Source organism: Methanoculleus sp. 10, from assembly GCF_913757945.1.
Lineage (GTDB): Archaea > Halobacteriota > Methanomicrobia > Methanomicrobiales > Methanoculleaceae > Methanoculleus.
In genome coordinates, this window is the sequence record NZ_CAJYDP010000008.1 from 1 (window position 1) to 21,006 (window position 21,006).

General features: G+C 63.7%; 19 protein-coding genes and 1 tRNA gene. 10 read left to right on the forward strand and 10 right to left on the reverse strand.

The window, feature by feature from the left end:
• Positions 1-181: 181 nt before the first annotated feature.
• The 4 genes from QZ408_RS10040 to QZ408_RS10055 form a co-directional block, all read right to left on the reverse strand.
• Positions 182-631, reverse strand: a complete 450-nt coding sequence (locus tag QZ408_RS10040; protein ID WP_292491276.1) for a universal stress protein — start codon at positions 629-631, stop codon at positions 182-184.
• Positions 632-636: 5 nt separating this feature from the next.
• The gene (locus QZ408_RS10045) at positions 637-1,959 is read right to left on the reverse strand and encodes an ArsB/NhaD family transporter (RefSeq protein WP_292491278.1); all 1,323 of its coding nucleotides are present in this window, start codon (positions 1,957-1,959) and stop codon (positions 637-639) included.
• An 11-nt stretch (positions 1,960-1,970) separates the two neighbouring features.
• Positions 1,971-2,513 carry a universal stress protein gene (locus tag QZ408_RS10050; RefSeq protein ID WP_292491279.1) on the reverse strand — a complete coding sequence of 181 codons (543 nt, stop codon included), beginning with the start codon at positions 2,511-2,513 and terminating at the stop codon, positions 1,971-1,973.
• A gap of 130 nt (positions 2,514-2,643) precedes the next feature.
• The gene (locus QZ408_RS10055; protein ID WP_292491281.1) at positions 2,644-3,183 is read right to left on the reverse strand and encodes an archaemetzincin family Zn-dependent metalloprotease; all 540 of its coding nucleotides are present in this window, start codon (positions 3,181-3,183) and stop codon (positions 2,644-2,646) included.
• A gap of 17 nt (positions 3,184-3,200) precedes the next feature.
• Here QZ408_RS10055 and QZ408_RS10060 point away from each other — a divergent pair, with 17 nt between their 5' ends.
• On the forward strand, positions 3,201-3,608 hold the full coding sequence (locus tag QZ408_RS10060) for a UPF0146 family protein (RefSeq protein ID WP_292491283.1): 408 nt from the start codon (positions 3,201-3,203) through the stop codon (positions 3,606-3,608).
• Here QZ408_RS10060 and QZ408_RS10065 read toward each other — a convergent pair.
• Positions 3,605-4,954 carry a replication factor C large subunit gene (locus QZ408_RS10065; RefSeq protein WP_292491285.1) on the reverse strand — a complete coding sequence of 450 codons (1,350 nt, stop codon included), beginning with the start codon at positions 4,952-4,954 and terminating at the stop codon, positions 3,605-3,607. The genes QZ408_RS10060 and QZ408_RS10065 overlap by 4 nt on opposite strands.
• A gap of 248 nt (positions 4,955-5,202) precedes the next feature.
• On the opposite strand from QZ408_RS10065, the gene QZ408_RS10070 reads away from it, so the two are divergent.
• The 3 genes from QZ408_RS10070 (at position 5,203) to QZ408_RS10080 (ending at position 7,362) form a co-directional block, all read left to right on the forward strand.
• A complete protein-coding gene (locus QZ408_RS10070; protein WP_292491287.1) occupies positions 5,203-6,216 on the forward strand; it encodes a methanogenesis marker 2 protein in 1,014 nt (337 codons plus the stop codon).
• Positions 6,204-6,968: a methanogenesis marker protein Mmp4/MtxX gene (gene mtxX, locus QZ408_RS10075; protein WP_292491288.1), complete on the forward strand. Its 765-nt coding sequence runs from the start codon at positions 6,204-6,206 to the stop codon at positions 6,966-6,968. The genes QZ408_RS10070 and mtxX overlap by 13 nt, the downstream gene beginning before the upstream one ends.
• Positions 6,969-7,155: 187 nt before the next feature.
• Positions 7,156-7,362, forward strand: a complete 207-nt coding sequence (locus QZ408_RS10080; protein WP_292491290.1) for a histone family protein — start codon at positions 7,156-7,158, stop codon at positions 7,360-7,362.
• A gap of 1,233 nt (positions 7,363-8,595) precedes the next feature.
• Here the strand turns inward: QZ408_RS10080 and QZ408_RS10085 are convergent.
• Positions 8,596-8,668 (reverse strand) — tRNA-Ile (locus QZ408_RS10085).
• Positions 8,669-8,774: 106 nt separating this feature from the next.
• Here QZ408_RS10085 and iorA point away from each other — a divergent pair.
• From iorA to QZ408_RS10100, 3 genes are all read left to right on the forward strand, one after another.
• On the forward strand, positions 8,775-10,544 hold the full coding sequence (gene iorA, locus QZ408_RS10090) for an indolepyruvate ferredoxin oxidoreductase subunit alpha (RefSeq protein WP_292491292.1): 1,770 nt from the start codon (positions 8,775-8,777) through the stop codon (positions 10,542-10,544).
• Positions 10,541-11,137, forward strand: coding sequence for an indolepyruvate oxidoreductase subunit beta (locus QZ408_RS10095; RefSeq protein WP_292491293.1), 597 nt, complete (start codon positions 10,541-10,543; stop codon positions 11,135-11,137). Before iorA ends, QZ408_RS10095 begins: the two co-directional genes overlap by 4 nt.
• A gap of 74 nt (positions 11,138-11,211) precedes the next feature.
• Entirely contained in the window at positions 11,212-12,729 is a 1,518-nt protein-coding gene (locus QZ408_RS10100; RefSeq protein WP_292491294.1) for a methyltransferase domain-containing protein, read from the forward strand.
• A gap of 152 nt (positions 12,730-12,881) precedes the next feature.
• Here QZ408_RS10100 and QZ408_RS10105 read toward each other — a convergent pair whose 3' ends face one another.
• Together QZ408_RS10105 and QZ408_RS10110 are read right to left on the reverse strand one after the other, a co-directional pair.
• Positions 12,882-13,865: a hypothetical protein gene (locus QZ408_RS10105; protein ID WP_292491296.1), complete on the reverse strand. Its 984-nt coding sequence runs from the start codon at positions 13,863-13,865 to the stop codon at positions 12,882-12,884.
• Between the two features lie 134 nt (positions 13,866-13,999).
• Positions 14,000-14,632, reverse strand: coding sequence for a hypothetical protein (locus tag QZ408_RS10110; RefSeq protein ID WP_292491297.1), 633 nt, complete (start codon positions 14,630-14,632; stop codon positions 14,000-14,002).
• A 225-nt stretch (positions 14,633-14,857) separates the two neighbouring features.
• Here QZ408_RS10110 and QZ408_RS10115 point away from each other — a divergent pair, with 225 nt between their 5' ends.
• Positions 14,858-15,289, forward strand: coding sequence for a hypothetical protein (locus tag QZ408_RS10115; protein ID WP_292491298.1), 432 nt, complete (start codon positions 14,858-14,860; stop codon positions 15,287-15,289).
• A 23-nt stretch (positions 15,290-15,312) separates the two neighbouring features.
• Here QZ408_RS10115 and QZ408_RS10120 read toward each other — a convergent pair whose 3' ends face one another.
• Complete coding sequence (locus QZ408_RS10120; RefSeq protein ID WP_292491299.1) at positions 15,313-17,772, reverse strand: DNA-directed DNA polymerase; 2,460 nt, start codon at positions 17,770-17,772, stop codon at positions 15,313-15,315.
• On the reverse strand, positions 17,765-18,631 hold the full coding sequence (locus QZ408_RS10125; protein ID WP_292491300.1) for a lactate dehydrogenase: 867 nt from the start codon (positions 18,629-18,631) through the stop codon (positions 17,765-17,767). The genes QZ408_RS10120 and QZ408_RS10125 overlap by 8 nt, the downstream gene beginning before the upstream one ends.
• A 203-nt stretch (positions 18,632-18,834) precedes the next feature.
• Here QZ408_RS10125 and QZ408_RS10130 point away from each other — a divergent pair, with 203 nt between their 5' ends.
• Positions 18,835-19,722: a dihydroorotate dehydrogenase gene (locus QZ408_RS10130; protein WP_292491301.1), complete on the forward strand. Its 888-nt coding sequence runs from the start codon at positions 18,835-18,837 to the stop codon at positions 19,720-19,722.
• Entirely contained in the window at positions 19,715-20,479 is a 765-nt protein-coding gene (locus tag QZ408_RS10135) for a dihydroorotate dehydrogenase electron transfer subunit (RefSeq protein ID WP_292491302.1), read from the forward strand. The genes QZ408_RS10130 and QZ408_RS10135 overlap by 8 nt, the downstream gene beginning before the upstream one ends.
• Positions 20,480-21,006 lie beyond the last annotated feature (527 nt).

Genomic DNA, 21,006 nt, shown 5'->3' on the forward strand with positions numbered 1-21,006 from the left:
GCTATTGCCACGGGGAATGGGGACCGGGGAGGGAGCTCGCCCCCCTCCCCGGAGGTAGGTACCCTTACGTTCCTCTCCTGCATCCCCTGCCCGACCGCCTTCGCGAAGAACCCGAACCCCGTGGATCCGGCGGCCTCATACCGTCACCCTTCGTGCGGGGTGACCGGGCCAAAAAAGAGGTCTAACGGACGACGAGCAGCGGCGACCTGATTGCACCACCGATGTCTTCGAGCAGGGCGCCGATCCGGGTCTTCCCGCTCTTGCCGAAAGCCCCCATGACGACCAGCCCGTATTCGCCGGAGTTCGCCTCTCTGACGACCTCGTCCCTGACGCGACCCTCGACGATCTTCGACGAGCATCGGACCTTCTCCCCCGTATAGCGGGAGAGGATGCCGGCGAGGTCATCCTCGGTGCTCTTGTGCATATCCGCCCAGATCCGGCTCTCATAATCTCTCAGCCTGTCGCAGATGCCACTCTGGGCACAGAAGTTGAACGCCATCGCTTTGGCCTCCGCAATGTCCAGCACCGAGAAGAGGACCACCTCGGCATTCTTCCGCTTCGCCACCTCACTTGCGTGGAGAGCCGCTTTCTGACTCCACTTCGAACCATCGATCAGCACGAGAATCTTCATGTCGTTCACATCCCAAATGTCAGCCAGAGCATCCCAAACCCTACCCCCACCGTCACGAAGAGCACCAGCATCCCCACTTTCAGGAAATCGATGAAGGTGATGCCGATCCCCTCGCGCTCGGCGATACCGATAACGACGACGTTTGCCGATGCCCCGATGGCGGTACCGTTCCCGCCGAGGCAGGCGCCGAGGGCAAGCGACCACCAGAGCGGGTAGACATCCATCGTCGCCCCGAGGTCGTGGATGAGCGGGATCATCGCCGCGGTCAGGGGAATGTTGTCAACGATCGCCGAGGCGATCGCGGCAAACCAGGTCACGATGAACATCGCTTCGCCAGTCGACCCGACGTTCTCGACCATGACCGCGGCGATGCTCGCGATGACGCCGGTCTCGACAAGGGCGCCGACGATGACGAAGAGGCCGCCGAAGAAGAAGAGGGCCGGCCACTCGATCTTCTCAAAGATCTCCTCAGGGGACTGCCGGCTCCAGAAGAGGAGGATCGCCGCCCCGATGAGGGCCACCTCCGCAGGCTCAAGCCCCATCGCCGGGTCGACGAACGGCAGGAAGATATGCAGGATCTCACCGATGCGATCGTGGATAAAGAAGAGGAGGACCACAAACGCAATGACAGTCACCGACTTCCGGAAGAGCGCCCGATCTGTGATTGCCGCCCGTTCGTCCAGATTATTGAGCGTCCGGACCATCTCCCTGCGCTCATCGGCGTTCACTTTCATCGACCGGCCGTAGATGAGGTACATCATCAGGAGGAGGATCGCCATATCGACGACCATGATGGGGGCAAGATGGATCAGGAACTCGTTGAACGTCAGCCCGGCAGAGGAGGCGATCATGATGTTTGGGGGGTCGCCGATGAGCGTCGCCGCCCCGCCGATGTTCGAGGCAAAGATCTCCGTGACCAGAAAGGGGACGGGGTTGAGTTTCATCACCCTCGCGACGTAGAGGAGCATCGGGGTGAGAAGGAGGACGGTGGTGACATTATCGAGGAACGCGCTCACCACTGCGGTCACGAGCGCAAAGAGGACGAGGACCCGGATCGGGCTCCCGTTCGCGAGTTTTGCCGTCCTTATCGCGATAAACTCGAAGAGGCCGCTCCCCCGGGCGGTATTGACGATGATCATCATCCCGAGGAGCAGGAAGATCGTCCCGAAGTCGACGTGTTCCAGGAGCGCCTCCCAGGGGACGACCCCGAGGAAGACGACGATCGCCGCCCCGAGCATGGCGGCGACCGCCCGGTGGATCCGCTCGTCGATGATGAGTGCGTAGGTGAAGAGAAAGACCGCTACGGCGATCAGCGCAACAGTATCCATTGATGCACCCGTCAGTAGATGAGCGCCGGGGTCTCCACCCGCTGGCAGATGCGCAGGACGATCGGGCTGACCGAGACGTCGGTCGACTCGCCGTCGGCATAACGCCGGCAGAGCGCGACCATGTCGTGGTTCTTCGCCATCCGGACGACGTCGTCGCCTTTATGCCCGATAAACATCCGCGTCTGGACCGGGAAACCATGGCCTTTGAGCTTTGCCGTGGTCCGGTCGAGAAGTTCCCGACCGTACTCTTCCTTCTTTGCCCGGAACTCTTCCGTCGATGCATGGTTGAGCGCCTGCTCGAGGAGTTCGATCACTCCAGCGTCGGTGATGTAGGCAAGCGTTATGGTGGCGTTATAGGCGGAGAGCACCTCGATCGCCTCGTCGGTGATATCATGGACGAAGAGGTCGAGCGGGATCAGGATCGACCGGACTTCCGGGACGAGCATCTCCTCGTCGGTCAGCAGAAACTCGCTGTAATCCTTGAGGACCGCCTCGTAGCGCCGCCCGACGATGTCTTTGAACTTTCGCTGGATCAAGGAAGAAGAGTATCCCATTGTAATTCACCTTTACGTTTTCCGGAACTTTCGTTTAATACTTTGCCCGTCCGGCCCTGCCGGGCTCTCTCCCGGAACACCATGAGGCGTCCCCGGCAGGAGTTGCCGACTCCAGGCCGGGAGGTTGCCCTCACCCCTCCCGCCCGGAACCCGCTGCTTCCCTGCAGGCCGGACAGAGCATCTTCTTCTTCCGGTCCAGTTCGTCCAGCGTCCGCGGCCGGAACATGACGCACTCGGGGTTTTCGCAGTGCCCGAGCCCGAGGAGGTGCCCGACCTCGTGCGCTCCCTCTTTTGCGGTCCGGTCGATCAGGTCGGCATCGTCCGGCGTCCTGCCGTAGTAGCTGTTCCCGAGGCGGGCGGTCGAGACGACGGCGACGCCGCTTGCCGGCCTCGCGAGACCGAAGACGAAGTCGCACCCGTTGACGTAGAGGTCGCGGGAGGTGACGAGGAGCAGGGGGCCGGCAACCTCGTACCTGCGAGTGAGGGTGTCCTGCAGGCGGTCCAGGATCTTTTGAGCATCGTGCTGGTTGCGGTTCCTGTCGTAGCCGTCGATGAGGAGCGGGTACTCGACGAACCCGGCCTCCCTCCCGAGGATCATCTCGATCATCCGGGCGACCGGGAGCTCGATGCCTTCCGGAGCCTGCCGGTCCCAAAGAATATTGATGCCCATTGTCTAATCTCTGGGTAATGCGTCACTATAAACGTATTGAACGGGGTATCGGGGAGTATATCGCCGGCCGCTACCGGCGCGCCGTGGAAGTGGGCATCGGCAACAACCCCGACGCCGCACGCGTGATCGCGGCCGCCGGCGGCCTTATGCTCTGCACCGACATCAGGCCCGGCATCCGCCACGACGGACTCACCGTGGTGACCGACGATATCTTCGAGCCCGACCACAGGCTATACGCGGGCGCGGACCTGATCTACGCCGTGCGCCCCGGCGTGGAGATGGTCCCGCCGCTGATCGCGCTTGCTTCCCGGACCAACTGCGACCTCCTGGTCTACCACCTGGGGTGCGAGATCTACGAGGACGGCGGCGATGTCGTGGACTGCGGCCCGGTCCTCCTCCACCGCTACCACCGCCGCTGCCCTTAAAAGAGCGTCGCCTGGCCCTGCGGGAGGTCCCGGCGCGTCTCTTCGGGAGGATCGTCGTTCTGGGTTTTCCTGTCGGACGCCTTCTCTTTCCCGGACACCTTCTTCTCTTTTGCCTTCCCTTCTTTTGCCACGTCTTTGACGATCTTTGCGGCACGGGCCTTATCATGGATGAAGAGGTTCAGTTCGTCGGCGTCGAGTCCGAACTCGCGGACGTAGCCTTTCGGGTCCTGCTCAACGAGGATGCCGATCACGGTGAAGAAGTCTTCGCGGAGGGCATCCTCCGGGATATGCGTCATCTCGCTGAGCTTCCGCGTCAGGCCCGCCCGGACCGTCTTCTGCTTCTTTGATGCCCCCATCTTCTGCCAGCGCGAAGGGGGCATGATGCGGCCGCGGACGCCGCGCCCGCCGGCGGCATCGGCGACGCCAAGGAGCATCACCGCGCTTGCGTATCGCCAGAGGGTGTAGTACTGCCGCCGGAACGTCCGGCCGATATACTCGTCCGCCCTTGCAAGGCAGGCATAGCCCTTCGCGCGGGAGGCGAGATCGGGGATATAATCGATATTTCCTTCGAGCCACTGCTCGATGGTGTCGGGGGTATCTTCGACCTCCACCGCCATGCGGAGCAGGTCGGCGTCTCCCCGCCCCTTAAAGACCCCACCGACGAGCTCGAAGATGGTGGACCGCTCGTCCTTTGCGGAGGTGTGGACGTCGCCCGCCGCGAGGCGCTCCTTCCCGATAGCCGCGGCGTAGAGCATGTTCACCGCCGCCCGCATATCGCCGCCGGCGCGTTCGGCGATATCGTCGAGTGCGGCGGGGTCGCACGCCACGCCCTCTGCGGCACAGATGTGGCGAAGACGGGGGACGATCGAGCGGGCCTGGAGCGCCCGGAACTGCACCGGCTCCGTGGCCGCTTTGAGGTCTCGCGAGAGGGAGTAGTAGTCGTTTGCTATCAGGATGATGGGCTGCCTTGACGCCGCGATGATCTCCACGATCGCCTTCGCCCCGCCCCGGTCAGCCTGCCCGTGCAGGTTGTCGGCCTCGTCGAGCAGGATGAGTTTTTGGCTCGCGCCGGAAAGGGTGGCCGTGGTCGACCCGGAACCCGCCACCCGCTCGAGGGCCGGTTTCGTCCGCTGGTCGGAGGCGTTCAGTTCCACCACCTCCCAGTTCATGTCGTTTGCAAGGGCGTACGCGCTTGAGGTCTTGCCGATACCGGGTTTCCCGTACAGGACGAGCGGTTTCTTCTGCCGCGACCAGTCCCGCGCCCACTCGTACATCTGCCTGACGGCGCCGGCGTTCCCCACAACGTCCTGAAGATGCTGCGGCCTGTACTTCTCCGCCCAGTCCATAAAGATCTATACGACGCGGTGCATCAAAAATACAACCCCGGAGAAGGGCATATCGTTCCGGGATGACGCGGCGGGGGGCTGCCGTTTCATGGCAGAATACCTGCGGGAGGCCTCTCCCTGATCCAGACCGGGTGTGCTGTGCTGCCGGCTATCGGTTCCTGGAGCAGAGTGCATATTACTGGTGAATCAAATACATTATCTCTGATGAGGCAGAATACCATAAAGAAAAGTGGAGTGTTGGTGTTCTTGTGGTGAAAGATTGCTCCACAGATACGGTAGCACAGGCCGTCAGGGAATATGAAGGCGTTACCCGGAAGCGGGCAATCGGGGATATGGTCCGGTCCCTCCGGATCGAGAGCCCCGATGTCGTCGCCTCGTTCGGCGAAGACGCCGCGGTCATCCGGCATAACGGAGAGGATGCGCTGTTGCTTGCGGCAGACGGTATCTGGAGCAAGCTCATGGAGGCGGATCCGTTCTGGGCAGGGTACTGTGCGGTGCTCGTGAACGTTCACGATATCGCCGCTATGGGGGGGAAGCCCGTTGCGATGGTCGATATCCTCTCCGTCACGAACGACACGATCCGCGACGACGTGACCCGGGGCATGGTTGCCGCATCCGCTCAGTTCGGCGTCCCGATCGTGGGCGGGCACCTGCACCCTGAGACGCCGTACAGCGTCGTGGATGTGGCGATCCTCGGGACGGCTCGGATGGACCAGATCATCTTCTCGGATACGGCAGAGGAGGGTGACCGGGTGGTCGCGGCGATCGATCTCGACGGCCGGGTTCACCCGTCGTGCTGTTTCAACTGGGACTCCGTCACGATGAAACCGGCGGAGGTGGTGCGGGCCCAGATCCGGGTGATGGAGGAACTCGGGAAAGAGCGCCTGGTGACGGCCGGCAAGGACATCAGCAACCCGGGTGTCATCGGGACGCTCGGGATGCTCCTTGAGGTGAGCGAGAAGGGCGCGGTGGTCGACCTTGAGGCGATACCCCGGCCGGATCTCTCCGCCCTTGACCTCTCCTTCGAGCAGTGGGTACGCATGTATCCCGGCATGGGGTTCATCCTGACCGTGAAGGAGGAGAACGTGGAGGAGGTCTGCCGCCGGTTTGCCGGTGTCGGCATCACCGCGGCTCCTATCGGGGAGGTGAACGGGAGCCGGAGGCTGACCGTCAGGTACCTGGGACGGGAGACGCAGGTCTTTGACCTGGACCAGGACGGCATCATGCAGATCTTCACTGAAGGGGATGTATGCCGCCGGTAGCGGTCGGACTTGGTGCGGCATCCCCTGACGAGAGGATCCTTGCGACCGTCCGGGCGGTCGGCCGGGAGGTTGATCTCACTCTTTTTTCCTGCCCGGGAACTGCCGGCTCGTTTGGAGAAGGGGTTAGGGTCGTTGAGGCGGAGCAACCGCAGATCGCTCTCATCCAGGCTCTCGCCGCCGGCGAGATCGACGCCGCCGTCAGGGGCACCCTGCCGGCATCTTCCACGCTCGCGGCCCTCAAGGGGGCTGCAGGTGTCGACCACCTGGAGCGGATCGCTCTCCTCGAGACCGCCGACGGGCACCTCTTTCTCCTCGCCCCGGTCGGGGTCGATGAGGGCTGGACGGTCGCTGAGAAGGTCCGGTTCGTCGAACGCGGTCGCCAGATCGCCAGGAGTTTCGGGCTTGCCGGGGGGGTTGCTGTCCTCTCGGGCGGGAGGCTTGGGGACCTCGGGCGGCACCCGGCCGTCGACCGGACGATGGCGGACGCCGAGCTTGTCGCCCGCCTGACCGGGGCAGAGCATACCGAGATCCTGATCGAGGAGGCGGTGAGGCGATACGGGATGGTCGTCGCTCCCGACGGGATCTCGGGTAACCTGATCTTTCGTACACTCACGTTCCTTGGATCCGGGGTCGGACATGGTGCCCCGGTGGTAAATATCGATAAAATTTTCGTGGATACGTCGCGCGCCTCACCAGATTATACGAATGCTATATTGCTCGCGAAATCGTTAGCGGAATCCCGGAAATCCTGAATGACGCCTCCTCTTCAGGAAATAACCAATTTCCAACGCTTTTTCAATCGCCACAATTTTATGCCGGGTATCGGGATGCCCTGCCCATAAGCATCGCCGATAGGAAAGAGAAACGCAAATTTTCGAAATAATCCCGAAATGTTTAAATATTAACTCATACACCTCTTTTTAGAGGTGAAATTTGATTATGGCAGATCTACCTATTGCTGCGGTTGTTCGGATCGCAAAGAAGAATGGTGCTGAGAGGGTCGGCAGCGATGCTGCTGCTGCACTTGTCGTGAAGGCTGAGGCGTATATCGCCGAGCTGACCAAGGAAGCCAACAGGCTTGCCCAGCACGCGGGACGCAAGACGATCAAGGCTGAAGATGTCGAGCTCGCGGTCAAGTCCGCGTAACCCGGCTGCTTTCTCTTCTCTTTACCGGGGGTCCGAGAGACCCCCTTCCTGGGTCCGTGGGTCCGTCCCGGCGGTGAAGCCTTTCTCTAGAGGGGTTCGGCGTCTCGCGGGCATCCCGCCGCGGTGCACACCGGGCGCTTATGCCGGCGGTGGGCGTCAGACACCTCTATCTTCGTTTCCAGGCAGGTTATGCCGGGAGCACGATAAAATGGATGCGGTGTACAAAGAGAGGCTCTGCAGGACGATACGCCGTCCTGGGGGCAATACCCTCCCGGCCTCCCTGCAGGGGGATACTCATACGTCGCTCTCCGGCATCCCCGGGGTGGGCCATACATTCCTCTCCGGCAACCCCGTGTTGGTTCTGTATTCCCGGATGCTGCCCGGTGCCCGCGCCCTGATGGGGAAAGGTACCGGATCCGGATTTTTCCCATGGAGCGGACCGTGGCGGCTGTCGCCACGGATCCGGGTCTTCTCCGGGATCTGGCAGTGGACCGTGCAGATACGCCTACGGGGGGGACCGGGGAGGGGCCTCCGATGTTCCCCACCCCTCCCGGCCTTTGCCCGCCGGTCTCCTGGAGGGATACTCACACCCATCCTTTGGCAACCCCCACCCCTCCCGCGCTGCGCGCTCCTCCCCGCCCCCTCCCGGGGGCAGGGGCAGTGCTTGCGATATCCGGTGGGAATCCGTGCCCGGAAGCGCCCCTCGCGCCGGTTTCCCGGAGGGGCAGGGGAGAGCAAGCCTGGATCCGGTTCCTCTCCGGGGTCTCGCCTTGCAGTGGACCGTGGCGGATATCCTCATTGGGGAGGGCCGACGGGGAGGGGAATCATCCCCCCTGTCTCCAACCCCTAAATTCCTTACTTCTCGTCGACCCCGCCCCGCCCGCGGGATGAGCCGTGTCCGGGAGTGCCCCCCTGGCACGGCCTTCCGTGGAGTGCGAACTCCGGGCAGCACTCTCTTCCGGTGAGGGTACCGCGTGGTGAGGGGCGGTGCAGGAGTGAACCGCGGCACCCGACCGTTCACACCACCCCTTCGTGCTCTTCACGGCAAGGTGAGCGGCAACGGTGCACATGAGATGTCGGATACAACGGTCCACCGGGCCAAACAGGTGCGCTCACGCTTCACCATTCTTTTTTGAGAACCCGACGTAAAACCGGAGTTACAACGAAAAGCGGCATGAAGAGCGGCAGCGATGAGATACAACGGGATACAGCGTGCTTTAATGAAAAGAACGATGGGCCCGATGCGATTCGAACGCATGACCTCCCGGTTATCAGCCGGGTGCACCACCGGCTATGCTACGGGCCCAATAGGACTACCTTACAATATCCGCTATCATAGCACTTAATTGTTTTGGCTTATATCCAAAGCGCTATGTTGAAAACCGATAATAGAAGTACAGTTGAGTTGAACAATGGCTGTACGATACTTACTCGGGAATGAAGGCATCGCCCACGCAAGCCTTGAGGCAAACATCGATTTTGCCAGCGGCTACCCGGGAACGCCGTCCTCAGAGGTGATCGACATCCTCCGGGCGCAGGAGGAGCGTCCCTTCACCGTGGAGTGGTCCACAAACGAGAAGGTCGCCTTCGAGAACGCGCTCGCCGCTGCATGGTGCGGCCTCCGGGCACTCTGCACCATGAAGCACGTCGGGCTGAACGTGGCGGCCGATCCCCTGATGACGAGCGCATACACCGGGGTGACCGGCGGGTTTGTCATCCTCTCCGCAGACGACCCCTTTGCGCACAGTTCCCAGAACGAGCAGGACACCCGGCGCTACGCGCACTTTGCCCGGCTCCCCTGCCTCGACCCGGCATCGGTCCAGGAGGCGCACGATATGATGCGGGACGCCTTCGCCCTCTCCGAGGAGTTCGGTCTTCCGGTGATCTTCCGGCCCACCACCCGGATCTGTCACTCAAAGAGTGACGTCGAGATCGGAGAGGTCGGCACCGGACACCGGACCGCTGTCTTTTGCCGCGATCCCCGGCAGTACGTGGTCATCCCCGCGCACACACGGGTGCTCCACAAGAAACTGAACGAGAAGCAGCAGGCGCTCAAACAGAGGCTCGTCGAACTCGGCTACAACCGCCACACCATCCGGGGCCGGATCGCCGTCGTCACGAGCGGCGTCGCGGCCGCCTACGTCCGGGAAGTGATCCCCGACGACGTCTCGCTCGCAGTAATCGGGGCCTACCCCATCGACGAGGAGTGGCTGGCGGCCTTCGTCGACCGGCACGAGAAGGTCCTCGTCGTCGAGGAGCTCGCTCCGGTCGTCGAGGAGGCAGTCCGCCAGGCGGCGACGAAGACGGAGGTCTTCGGGAAGATGACCGGCACGGTGCCGTACGAGGGAGAGTTCACCCCGGCAACCGTCGCCGCCGCCATGCTTGAGGCGGGCATCGCCCCCACGGCGGCCTTCCCGGCGGCCGCACCGGTCGGTGGGGTGCCGCCCCGACCGCCGATCCTCTGCGCCGGGTGCATGCACCGGCCGACGTTCTACGCGATGCGCAAGGTCTTCCGCGACGGCATCTTCCCAAGCGACATCGGGTGCTACACCCTCGGCCTCCAGCTCGGGGCGGTGGATACCACCATCTGCATGGGCGCCTCGATCACCGTCGGGAGCGGCATCGCACGGTCAGGGGAGGTGCACCCGGTGATCTGCACCATCGGCGACTCGACGTTCCTCCATACCGGGATACCGGGGCTCTTAAACGCCGTCTACAACGGCGCTGATATGGTCGTTGTCATCCTCGACAACCGGATCACCGCCATGACCGGCCATCAGCCGAACCCCAACACCGGAGTGACCGCAACCGGGGAGGAGAGCACCCCCATATCGCTTGAGGCGATCTGCCGGTCGTGCGGGGTCTCCTGGGTCGAGACCGTCGACCCCTACGACCTGCCGGTGCTCCTCGACACCTTCCGCCGGGCAAAGGAGCGCAAGGGTGTCCGCGTCATTATCGCAAAGCAGCCCTGCGTCATCACCGCGCGGAGGAGCGGGATCCGGCGCAAGGCCTACGCGGTCGACCCGGAGCGGTGCACCGGCTGCGGCGCCTGTCGGTCGTTCGGCTGTCCGGCGATCGCATTTTCCGCGAAGAACGCGACGATCACCGACCTCTGCGCCGGGTGCGGCGTCTGCGCGGACATATGCCCATCGGGTGCGATCGGCATGGAGGGACGGCAATGAAACCCTCGTTTGATATCCTGATCGTCGGGATCGGCGGCCAGGGAACTGTCCTCGCCTCGAACGTCCTCGGGGAGGCGTGCATCATCGAGAACCGGACCGTCCGGAGCGCCGAGACCCACGGCATGGCGCAGCGCGGGGGGTCGGTGGAGAGCCATATCCGCATCGACGGGAAGTTCGGGCCCCTGGTCGTGCCGGGGACGGCCGACCTCCTGATCGCCTTCGACCTCCTCGAGGCCCTCCGCTACCGCCACTATCTCCCGGCCAAAGGAAGGCTCGTGGTGAACCGGCACCTCGTCGTCCCCACGTCGGTCTACCAGCAGAACCTGAATGTGCCCGACGAAGAGAGCATCCTTGCCGCGCTTGCCGATCTCGACGTTGCTCGCATCGACGCGGCAGGCCTCGCGGAGGAAGCGGGGAGCATCCTCTCGCAGAACATCGTCATGCTCGGGGCCGCGTCCCGGGACATTCCGCTCCGGCCCGAGACCCTCGAAGAGGCAGTGCGGCGGTGCGTCCCGAGAAAGACCGTCGAGATCAACGCCGCGGCCTTCCGGCTTGGGCGGGAGGCGGGAGAGCGGAGTCGCAGCACACCCTGATGAGGGAGCCCGCCGGGGCTTTCCCGGCCCGCCGTCCGCAACCTGTATTACCCACCCTGCCGACCTGATACGGCATGAGCGAGCGGGATATCGTTGCAGCGCTGGAACGCCGGGCGGGCGCAAAGCCGGAGTTCCGGCTCTCTGAACTGCAAAAAGACCTCGGAACCGGGCAGTCACCCGAACACCTCGCCGGGGAGATCCGCCCGCACCTCGATACCCTCGGCCTCACCCTCAGGCCTTCCGGCGACGACTACGTGATCATCCGCCGGGGAGCCGGGTGCCTCACGGTCGATGATGCCGGGCGCGAGCGCCAGCTCGCGTTCTTCCGGAACCCTGAAGTGCCCGGCTACATCCAGCGGCTGGTCGAGTCCTACATAGTAAGGAAGACGGGGAAGCCGTGGGACGACCCTGCCGTCCTCGACCGGATGGCGAACGCCATCCTTGTCCAGAAGAGCAGGTACTGGAAGGAACAGCGGGTGAGTTACCGGAAGGCCTACCAGGTCCTCGGCTACCTCGCCTACCACGCGCCCGTCTACCTGGTGCAGTTCGAGCACATCTTCTGGCAGGTCATCAACCAGGGGCTCGCAAAACCCAACATGCGCATCCTCGATCTCGGCACCGGGCCGGGGGTCGTGCCGCTCGCCGTCATCGACCTCCTCGGGAGGATCGGGAGCGGGTCGGCGGAGGTCTACGCCGTCGAACGATCACAGGAGCATATCGAGGCGTACAACGCCCTCGTCCCGGCCGCAGCCGCGGAGCAAGGAAACACGGTACGGGTAGAAAAACCCATCAGAGGGGATATCGGGGAGATCACGGGCAGGTCCCTGCCCGACCGGATTGATCTTATGGTCTTCTCGAACGTGCTCGGTGAACTCCGTCACATGGAGATCGAGCAGCGTGCCGATCTTGTTGTCGCTCTTGCCGGACGGCTCGCACCTGACGGGACGATCGTCGTCGTGGAGCCCGCCGACCTCGCGAACGCGACCGCGATGAGACAGACCGTCCGCGCGATCGCCGACCGGGGGCTTACCATCCACAGCCCCTGCTCGTTCATCTGGGGCACCGCCTGCAACCCCGCGCGGTGCTGGACCTTCGAGCAGAAGGGCGACATCCGGCCGACCCGGCTGATGGAGCGGCTCGCAGAGGGGAAAGATGGCTACCGGTTCATGAACGTCGATATCAAGTACTCTTCAGCGCTCCTGCGGAAGGATGCACTGGTGCAGCACGCCTACCGGGTCCCGTCAGGGGCGAAGTTCGCCCGCTTCTCCCACCTCCGCCGGCACGTCGATCGAACGATCAACGCCGTCGCCGCGCTGATGTCGGGAAACCTCGGCGATGACCGGACGAAGGTCTACAAGGTCTGCGACGGAACGCCAGGAGACCCGGTCTACGCCGTGATCCCCGCGACCCTCCGCGGCCCGAACCGCGACGCGCTCCGGGATATCGCTTACGGTGAGATAGTCCAGCTCTATGGGGTCCTCGTCCGCTTCAACAAGGACCACGGCGCGTACAACCTCGTGGTCCTGCCGGGGACCCGGGTAGAGCCGGTCGAATGCCCGGCGGGGAACGGGGCCGGGACAGAGGCCGCATAGGTCCCCTTCCCCGGTTGCGATAGCTGCTACAGTGAGAACAGCCAGCCCCCCGCCCGGTGCCATCACCGGTAAGACCCCACGGCTCCCGGGACAGGAGGGAGGCGCCGGATCCCCGCCGACCCGCCCTGAAAGATCCCCGGCTGAAAAAGGGATTACGCCGCCTCCCCGCCTGCGCGGAACGGGCAGGCGCCCCTGAGCGCGTAGAGCAGCCCGCCGTAGCCGAGGCTGACGGCGACGATCTGGACGATCGTCCCAAGCAGCGGTATGAAGAAGAGGATCTGCAGGATCACAAACCCGAGGACGAATATCCCCATGCGCCCCGGTGTCCACCCCGCCCGTGAGGTGATGGCGTCCCCGAGGGCGTATGCGACAAAGAGCGACGATATCATCAGGGCGACGATGAAGAGCAGCCCCCCGACGAGCGCGATGGGGATTCCAATGACGGTGACGGCGACGATCAGGAGGACGATCGCCGTTGCGATGATCGCAATAAACCCGAGAACCGTGAGGACGATCGGGCTCCTCTCGACCTCCCGGACCACCGCCGAGAACGGGCCGGGAAGGAACCTGATGAGGAGGAGGCCGAGGATGAGGAACCCGATCGCGGCAAGCACCGAGAAGATGCCGGGCAGCGGCAGCGCCGGTTCCTGCGCCTCCTCGAACGTCACGTTCCCGGCCGTGCCGGTGTTATTGAAGGTGCCGGCCGAGACGGTGAGGTTACGCAGGACCACTCCCTCGTTCGTGGCATCCCCTGCGCTGATCACCGCGTCCCGCAGGATGACCGCATCTCTTCCGATCCGGACCGTGCCCCCGGCGATGAGGACGTTTGTCGCGTTTCCGTTCACCTCGATATCGCCCCCGGCGGCGAGCACCTTCCCGCCGACATCGCCGTTGATGATCAGGGTGCCTCCCGCGGCGATGACGTCGCCCCGGACCGGCGCGTCCACCGTCACCATGCCCCCGGCGACCGTCAGGCTGTCGACCGGGGCGCTGACGGTCACGGACCCGCCCGACGCTATCACGTCGTCGGGGATGGGGGCCTCGATCCGCGGCTGGTCCCCGCCGAGGAAGGTCAGCGCCTGGGCTCCTGACGGGATGAGCAGCAGGACAAGGATGATCACTACAAGGTGTTTCATGGGGGAGGAGAGATCGCTCCCCCTCAAAAAGGTTCGTGCGGGGAAGAAACCGGTCGTGAAGGCGGCCCGGAAGGGCCCCCTTCACCCCATAGGACCTCTCCAGCAGCAAAAAGGGCGTCGCGAATCTCCGCCTGCTACACCAGCTCCTGAAGGCGGCGCTTGAGTTCCGAGATCGCCTCGTCCTTCCCGCGGACATCCGACTCCTGGAGCGAACGGATGTTCTCCTCAACCGACGTCACGAGCCACTCCTTCGGGATGCCGGACGCCGGAAAGAGCTCCTGCCACTCGGCGGACCCGAACGGGATGACCTTGACCAGTTTTCCGAGGATGTTCCAGTCGACGACCCGGTAGTCCTCCCCGGTGCTGGTATCCTCGACCTGGATCGACCGGTCCTCGTTGCACCTGAGAACCCGGCCGTGGATGACATAGACGCTCACCTCATTCTTATCGGTGAAGGTGATCTGGACCACATCACTCGGTTGCGGGCTCTCGGGCACCATATAGAGGTTGATATCGCCCGGGTACATCAGGTCCGGCTCGTATCTGTCCGCGATACCGATGTACCCGGTATCCGAGACATAGAGCCGGAGGTACTCCTGATAAAACTTCCGGACGATCCAGTAGACCGCCCCGGGATGCGTCTCGGCCAGTTTCAGGAGGAGATTGTGGATGGCGCTCGGGATACTCTCGGGCCGATCCAGCACCTCGCGCGCCAGCCTCTCGTACGCCTCTACAACTCCGGTCTCTGTCTGTGTTGCCTCTGCCATACTAACAAACCCCGGCGCATAGTACCGGTGGTAGGATAAAAGTGTTCCTCCGGGGTATTCCGGTTCGCCGTCCGGTTCGGCTTTTGCGCCCGCTGTTCCGGCACCGGCCTGGGAGGGGGAAAACCCGCCGGCGATCGCCCCGGGTGCGTGCGGGAACACCGGGAAGAGAAGAACTATAATACTTATATTCGACCGTGACCATACAGTAAAGCAGAGGATATTGATATGGGTGGCATAAAGGATTCTACGTATCTTGATGTCAAGAAGGCCCTCGCCCGGCGGTTCTCCCCCCAGGAAGGGTGGCAGTTTGCATGGTATCCCACCTACGGCAGTGTGCAGCCGGAGTGTGTGCTCTCCCGCCGGATCGCCGGCAGGACTGAGCGGGTGGTCGTGAGCGTGAAGATGGCCCCTGCGGTCCCGAAGGAGGCCGTCGAGGAACTCCTGGATCAGTCCCGGGCGCTTGCCGCAAATAACATCAGCGTCGATAAGGCGGTCCTTGTCGTGCCCGGCGGGGCGAACGTCTCCCGGGTTCCTGAGGGGATCGAGATCCTCGAGATGGGCAACTGGCAGATCGTCGGCGGCCGCATCGCCTGGTCGAAGAATATCGAACGCAGTGCCTTTATCCAGGAAGAGCGCGCGAAGAGGGGCTTGGCGTAAGCCGAGCACCCTCAAAACTTTTCTTACATCCCAAAATCAAAGAGCGTCGTCCGCGACGGGTCGACGTCGTGCCAGTCCCACCCGAGCGGCTCGATAATCCTCGAGATGGGGCCTTTGAGCGTCTTTTCAAGCATCGTCTCCCAGTCGACGACGAACTCCGGCGGCACCTGGTCGGCGTACTCGAAGCAGACCACGTCCGTCCGCGGGTACTTCGCGGTGACGGTCTTTATGTAGACACGTTTTGGTTTGCTGCCCCGCTTGAAGTCGGTCCCGAGGTATTCGTTTGAATACTTGGCGCCCCGGATATGGGCGTCGTCGTTCTCGTAACTATCGAGGTTCTTCCCGATCCCGCCGGGAATACCGGCCTCATCGAGGGAGTACTCCCCGCGGCGGTACTTCCTGATGACGTCGCGCAGGTATGCCTGCACGTCCTCGAACGCATCACCGCGGAGGATCATCTCGATGACGTCACGCTGCACTTCGCGCGTGATCTGGGGGGAGTCGCTCCGCCGGATCTCGAACCCGACGACGTCGACCTCGTCGACGTCTTTCCCCTCCTTCCAGACCAGGTGCCCGGCGTAGCGCTTCTTCTTGCCGGCCTGGAAGAAGCGGCGGTAGACCTTCTCGAACTTGATGGAGAAGTAGTGTGTATCGGCGTTAAGTTCGCTCTTCGCGAAGTCGCTGTAACTCGCGTTCAGGCGGGACTCGATCGCCTTTGCCTTTGCGGTCGTCTCCTCAAGGCTCCCCGGCGGGACCTCGACCATGCAGGAGTCGGTGTCGCCGTAGAGGACCGTGTAGCCAAGACCGGTGATGACGTCGCGGGTGTGCCTGATGATCGCCCGCCCGACCGACGTGACGGCCGAACCGATCTCGCGGTCGTAAAGCCTGAACCGGGTGTAGCCCGAGACTCCGTAGTAGGAGTTCATGATCACCTTCAGCACGTTCTGCTGGAGGTCGTAGAGGACGTACTCCGGCGACCCGAAGGGATACCGGTTGCGGAGGCGCTTGCGCTCGTCCCGCTCCACGAGGAGTTCCGAGAGGATGCTCCTTGTTAACCCGTCCGGCTCCCGGGAGAACCGGACGCCGTTCGGGGCCCGCAGTTCGCCGTCAGGGTTCTTCGTCTCAGGCGATGCGTTGATCGTCATCATCGCCATCGGGTAGAGCGATTTTAAGTCGAGGACCACCACGTTCTCCCGGAGGCCCGTCGCGGGCTCAAAGACGATCGCCCCCTCGAACTCGTCGCCGGCGGCGAGACCCTTCGAGGGGAGGACGAACCTGCCCGACGCCTTCCGGAGGACGTAAATGTCGATGACGTTTGAGGAGTTCAGCGTCCGGTCGAGCGGGCACCCGACGTACCGGGCGATCTCCCGGTAGAACTCGATGATGTTGTTCTTCTGATCGATCCCGACGCAGAGCTCGACGTCACGGTAGTTGTACGCCACGAGCCGCGCCGGGTCGGACCGCCAGAGCGCCGTGATCGTCCCGCTGTAGCGGACCTTCGTCTCCCCGAGTTCCTCCTCGGCGACCGCATCGAGCCGGTAGGACTCTTTCTGGGCCTGATGCATCTTCCGGTAGGCACCGAGGAGGTCGAAGATCGATCTCCCGCGGACGGCGTTCCTCTCCGTCTGGCCGGGGAGGCGCGCGAGGTCCTCGCTGCGGAGGTTGAGCGCCGCCATCCGTTTCAGGATATAGGGGATGTCGAACTCCACGAAGTTCCAGCCCGAGAGGATGTCCGGGTCGCGTTCCCTCACGTAGGCGATGAGCCCCCGGAGCATCGAGACCTCGTCAGGGTACCGGACGACCCGGTGCCGCTCGTTGATGCGGAGTTCGGGCGCATCGCCCGGGGCTCCCCCGGGCTGCCAGAGGAGCGTCGTATAATCCCCGTCGAACGAGTCCCAGCAGGTGACGCAGATGATCGGGTCCTGTTCGGGTTCGGGGAACCCCTGCTCGTCCACGCACTCGATATCCATGATGCAGGTCCGGGCGGGAGCTTTGACCTCGGCCGGCGCGAGTTCGTCGTACTCGATCTCGACGGTGCCGCCGAGCGGTTCACCGCTACCGGCCGGGATCTCAACACCGGCGGTAAGGCCGCAGTCGATCATGAACCGGGTGGTGAACGGGATGTCGGCCTCGTAGTGCTGCCCAAAAGCGTCACGAACAGCGCGGACGTCGCCGGGGCGCCGGGTGTAGAGCCGCCGGAGAGGCTCGCCGCGGATGGAGCGGTAGGTCGTGCCGGGTTCAACGTCAACCTCTTTTGGGAGGGAAGGGCCGTTCACCAGCCCGGCGGGCACGTAGAAGTAGGGCCGGAAACCGGTCACGTTGACCTGAACAGCCCTCCCGGTGGCATCCCGGCCAAAGATGTGGATAACCGGGATATCGACGCCGACGCTGTACTCCACCTGGTGGATGCCGATCCGGACCTTGCCGAAATCGTCCAGAGTAGCCGGGATAGTGATACGGGACTCCGGTGCCGGATCAGTCATCAAACCTCCTGCAGAGGCCCTGCACGAATGCTCCCGCCTCTGCCATCTTCGCCGCCTCCCACGGGTCGAGGTTCCATTCCTCGATACCGAGGATACCCTCACGGCCGATCCGGGCCGGGACGCCGAGTGAGCAGCCGGAGAGGCCGTACTCGCCGTCGAGCACGCATGAGCAGGAGAGCGTCTCGCGCCGGTCCTCAAGAATTGCCCGTATCAGCATGACGATGTGGTATGCGGGGCCAAAGACCGTACCGCCCTTTCCGCGGATCACCTCCATGCTTGCTCCCCGCATCCGGGAGAGGAGTGCTTCCCGCTCCCCGGTATCGACATACGTGCCGGCCTTCGAGAAGAGCGGCACCTGGTGCTCGCCGTGCTCGCCGAGCACCCAGGCGGGCCCCGGGATCCCCGCCTCGCGGAGGAGGCAAGCAAAGCGGGCGCTGTCGAGCTGGCCGCCGAACCCGATGCACCGTTCCCGTTCGATCCCCATCATTCTCCAGAGGGCGTAGTTGTTTGCGTCCATGGGGTTCGTGATGGTTATGACGACCCCTGAAAAGTCCTGGAGATGCTCACTGCACCGCTTCACCACGGGGATGTTGGCCTCCAGGAGGTCCGCCCGGGTCTTGATGTCAGGCGTTCTCGGAGTGCCTGCTGCAAAGATGAAGATGTCGGCGTCCCGCATTGCCGCCGTATCGGTGGAGACCGTAACGTCGATACCCGTGTGCTGCAGGTCGAGTACCTGGGCCCGGAGGATCGGGTCATATGCGTCATAGAGGATGATCTCATCGGCGAGACCGAGCGCGGCGGAGAGAAATGCCGTCTCGCCCCCCACCTTTCCTACACCAGATATTGCGAGCGAGGTCATGGTATCGGTCCTGTGTCTGGATAGCGGTAAAAGACTGTGCGCGTGAACGGCCCTGCTGCACGGAGGATAACGGTCCGGCAGGGAGAAAGGGCACCTTGCTGTCTTCCGTTCCGGTATCCGGGCTCCGGCGGGCGGAGCACATATTCCTTCTTTATTATACTTGGCGCGAGGGTATAATAATACCTCACTCCCACCTTTTTTCAATGGTTGCGCTTTATCCAGGCCCTGTCGATGTCGGGGGCATCCGGCTGAAGAACCACCTCATGCTTGCGGCTGGCATCCTCGGGACCACCGGGGCGTCGCTTGCCCGTATCCTCGCGAACGGTGCAGGCGGCGTGGTCACAAAATCCATCGGCCCAAGCCCGAAAGAGGGGCATCCCGGACCCTGCCTGATCGTCGTCGACGGCGGCATCATCAATGCCATGGGGCTGCCGAACCCGTCGGCCGCGTTCGTGGACGAACTGGCCGTCCTCGCAGGCGAACCGGTGGTCGCGAGCATCTTCGGAGGAACGCCGGAGGAGTTCCGGACGGTCGCCGGATGGTTCGCCGGTAAGGTCTCCGGGTTCGAACTGAACCTCTCCTGCCCCCATGCGGAGGGCTACGGGGCGGCGATCGGGAGCGATCCGGCTCTCGTGGAGGAGTGCACGAGGGCGGCAGCCTCCCTCGGGGTCCCGACCTGGGTGAAACTCACCCCGAACGTCGCCGATATCGCCGAGATCGGAGCAGCCGCGGAGCGCGGCGGGGCGGACGCGATCGTCGCGATCAACACGGTGAAGGCGATGCGGATATCGACGTCCCTCCGCCGGCCGGTGCTCGGGAACCGCTTCGGCGGGCTCTCGGGGAAGGCGATCTTTCCGGTCGCCGTCCGGTGCGTCTACGATCTCTACGAAGCGTGTTCCATCCCAATCGTCGGGTGCGGCGGCATCTCCACCGCCGACAACGTCGTCGAGATGATGATGGCGGGTGCGAGCGCCGTCGAGATCGGGAGCGCCGTCATCGATGACATCAGCGTCTTCTCCGCGATCGCACGGGACCTCTACAGCCATGATGGCATTGACGCACGCGATATCGTGGGGTGCGCCCATGGATGAGCAGATGCCTCTCGGGGTTACGATAAAAGAGATCATCCCCGAGACGCCGTCGATCAGGACGTTCGTCTTCAACCGCGAGATCGCTTTCCGGCCGGGCCAGTTCGTGATGGTCTGGGTGCCGGGCGTCGACGAGATCCCGATGGCCCTCTCCTCCCCGTCCTCGATCACCGTCCTCAAAGCCGGGGACGCGACCGCCGCCCTCTTTGCGATGCAGGAAGGCGACCGGATCGGGATCCGGGGCCCCTACGGGAACGGTTTTTCAGTCTCAGGGAGGACGCTTGCTGTCGCCGGCGGTGTCGGCGCCTCCCCGCTGCTGCCGCTCGTCGCGGCCGGGCAGGTGGACACCTTCCTCCTCGGTGCCCGCACGGCCTCAGAACTCCTCTTTGCTGACCGGATACAGAAATCGGCGACATTGATGGTCGCGACTGACGACGGCACGGCCGGCCACCACGGGTTCGTGACCGGGCTCTTATCGAGGGTGGACCTTGCCGACTTTGCCCACATCTGCGTCTGCGGGCCCGAGGTCATGATGGCCTCGGTGCTCGCCGTCCTCGACCGGGAGGGGTGCGCGGAGCGGGGTCAGTTCTCCCTGCACCGCTACATGAAGTGCGGGGTCGGCCTCTGCGGCTCGTGCTGCACCGACCCGCACGGTCTCCGGGTCTGCAGGGACGGGCCGGTCTTTTCCGGCGACGTCCTGCTCGGGAGCGAGTTCGGGCGCTACGCGCGCGACGCGAGCGGGCGGCGGCAGAGGATTTAGTGCATCATATCATCTGAAATTTATCGTGCGTTGACGCGTAGGCTGTGCGGGTGGTATGGCGGTTCGCCCCACATACCAGGACCCTCGAGAACTGCCCCCGCCCCCACCATGAGAATCGGGGAGGAGGCCGGCGGGGTGGGGAGCTTGCAGAAAGGAACGTTTGGGTGTCGGTTTTGCCCGGGGAGGGGGAAGACTCCCTCCCCGGTCCCCTACCGCCGTGGCGATAGCCACCACGGTCCACTCCACGGGGAGATCCCGAGGAAGAACCGGGTCCGGGCTACCCCTGCACCTCACCTGCCCCTCCGGGAAACCGGCGCGAGGGGCGCTCCCGGGCACGGCTCATCCCCGGATATCGCCATGACTGCCCCCGCCCCGGGGAGGGGTGGGGATGCCGGAGATCGCGTATGAGTATCCCCCTACTGCAGTACTTCGCTAACGTTTTGAGGGAGACCCTCGGGAGGTCAAACTGCTGACTTTTCTTCGGGGCTTCGTGCTCAACGCGTGAGGCTCTATCGCTATCCGCACCA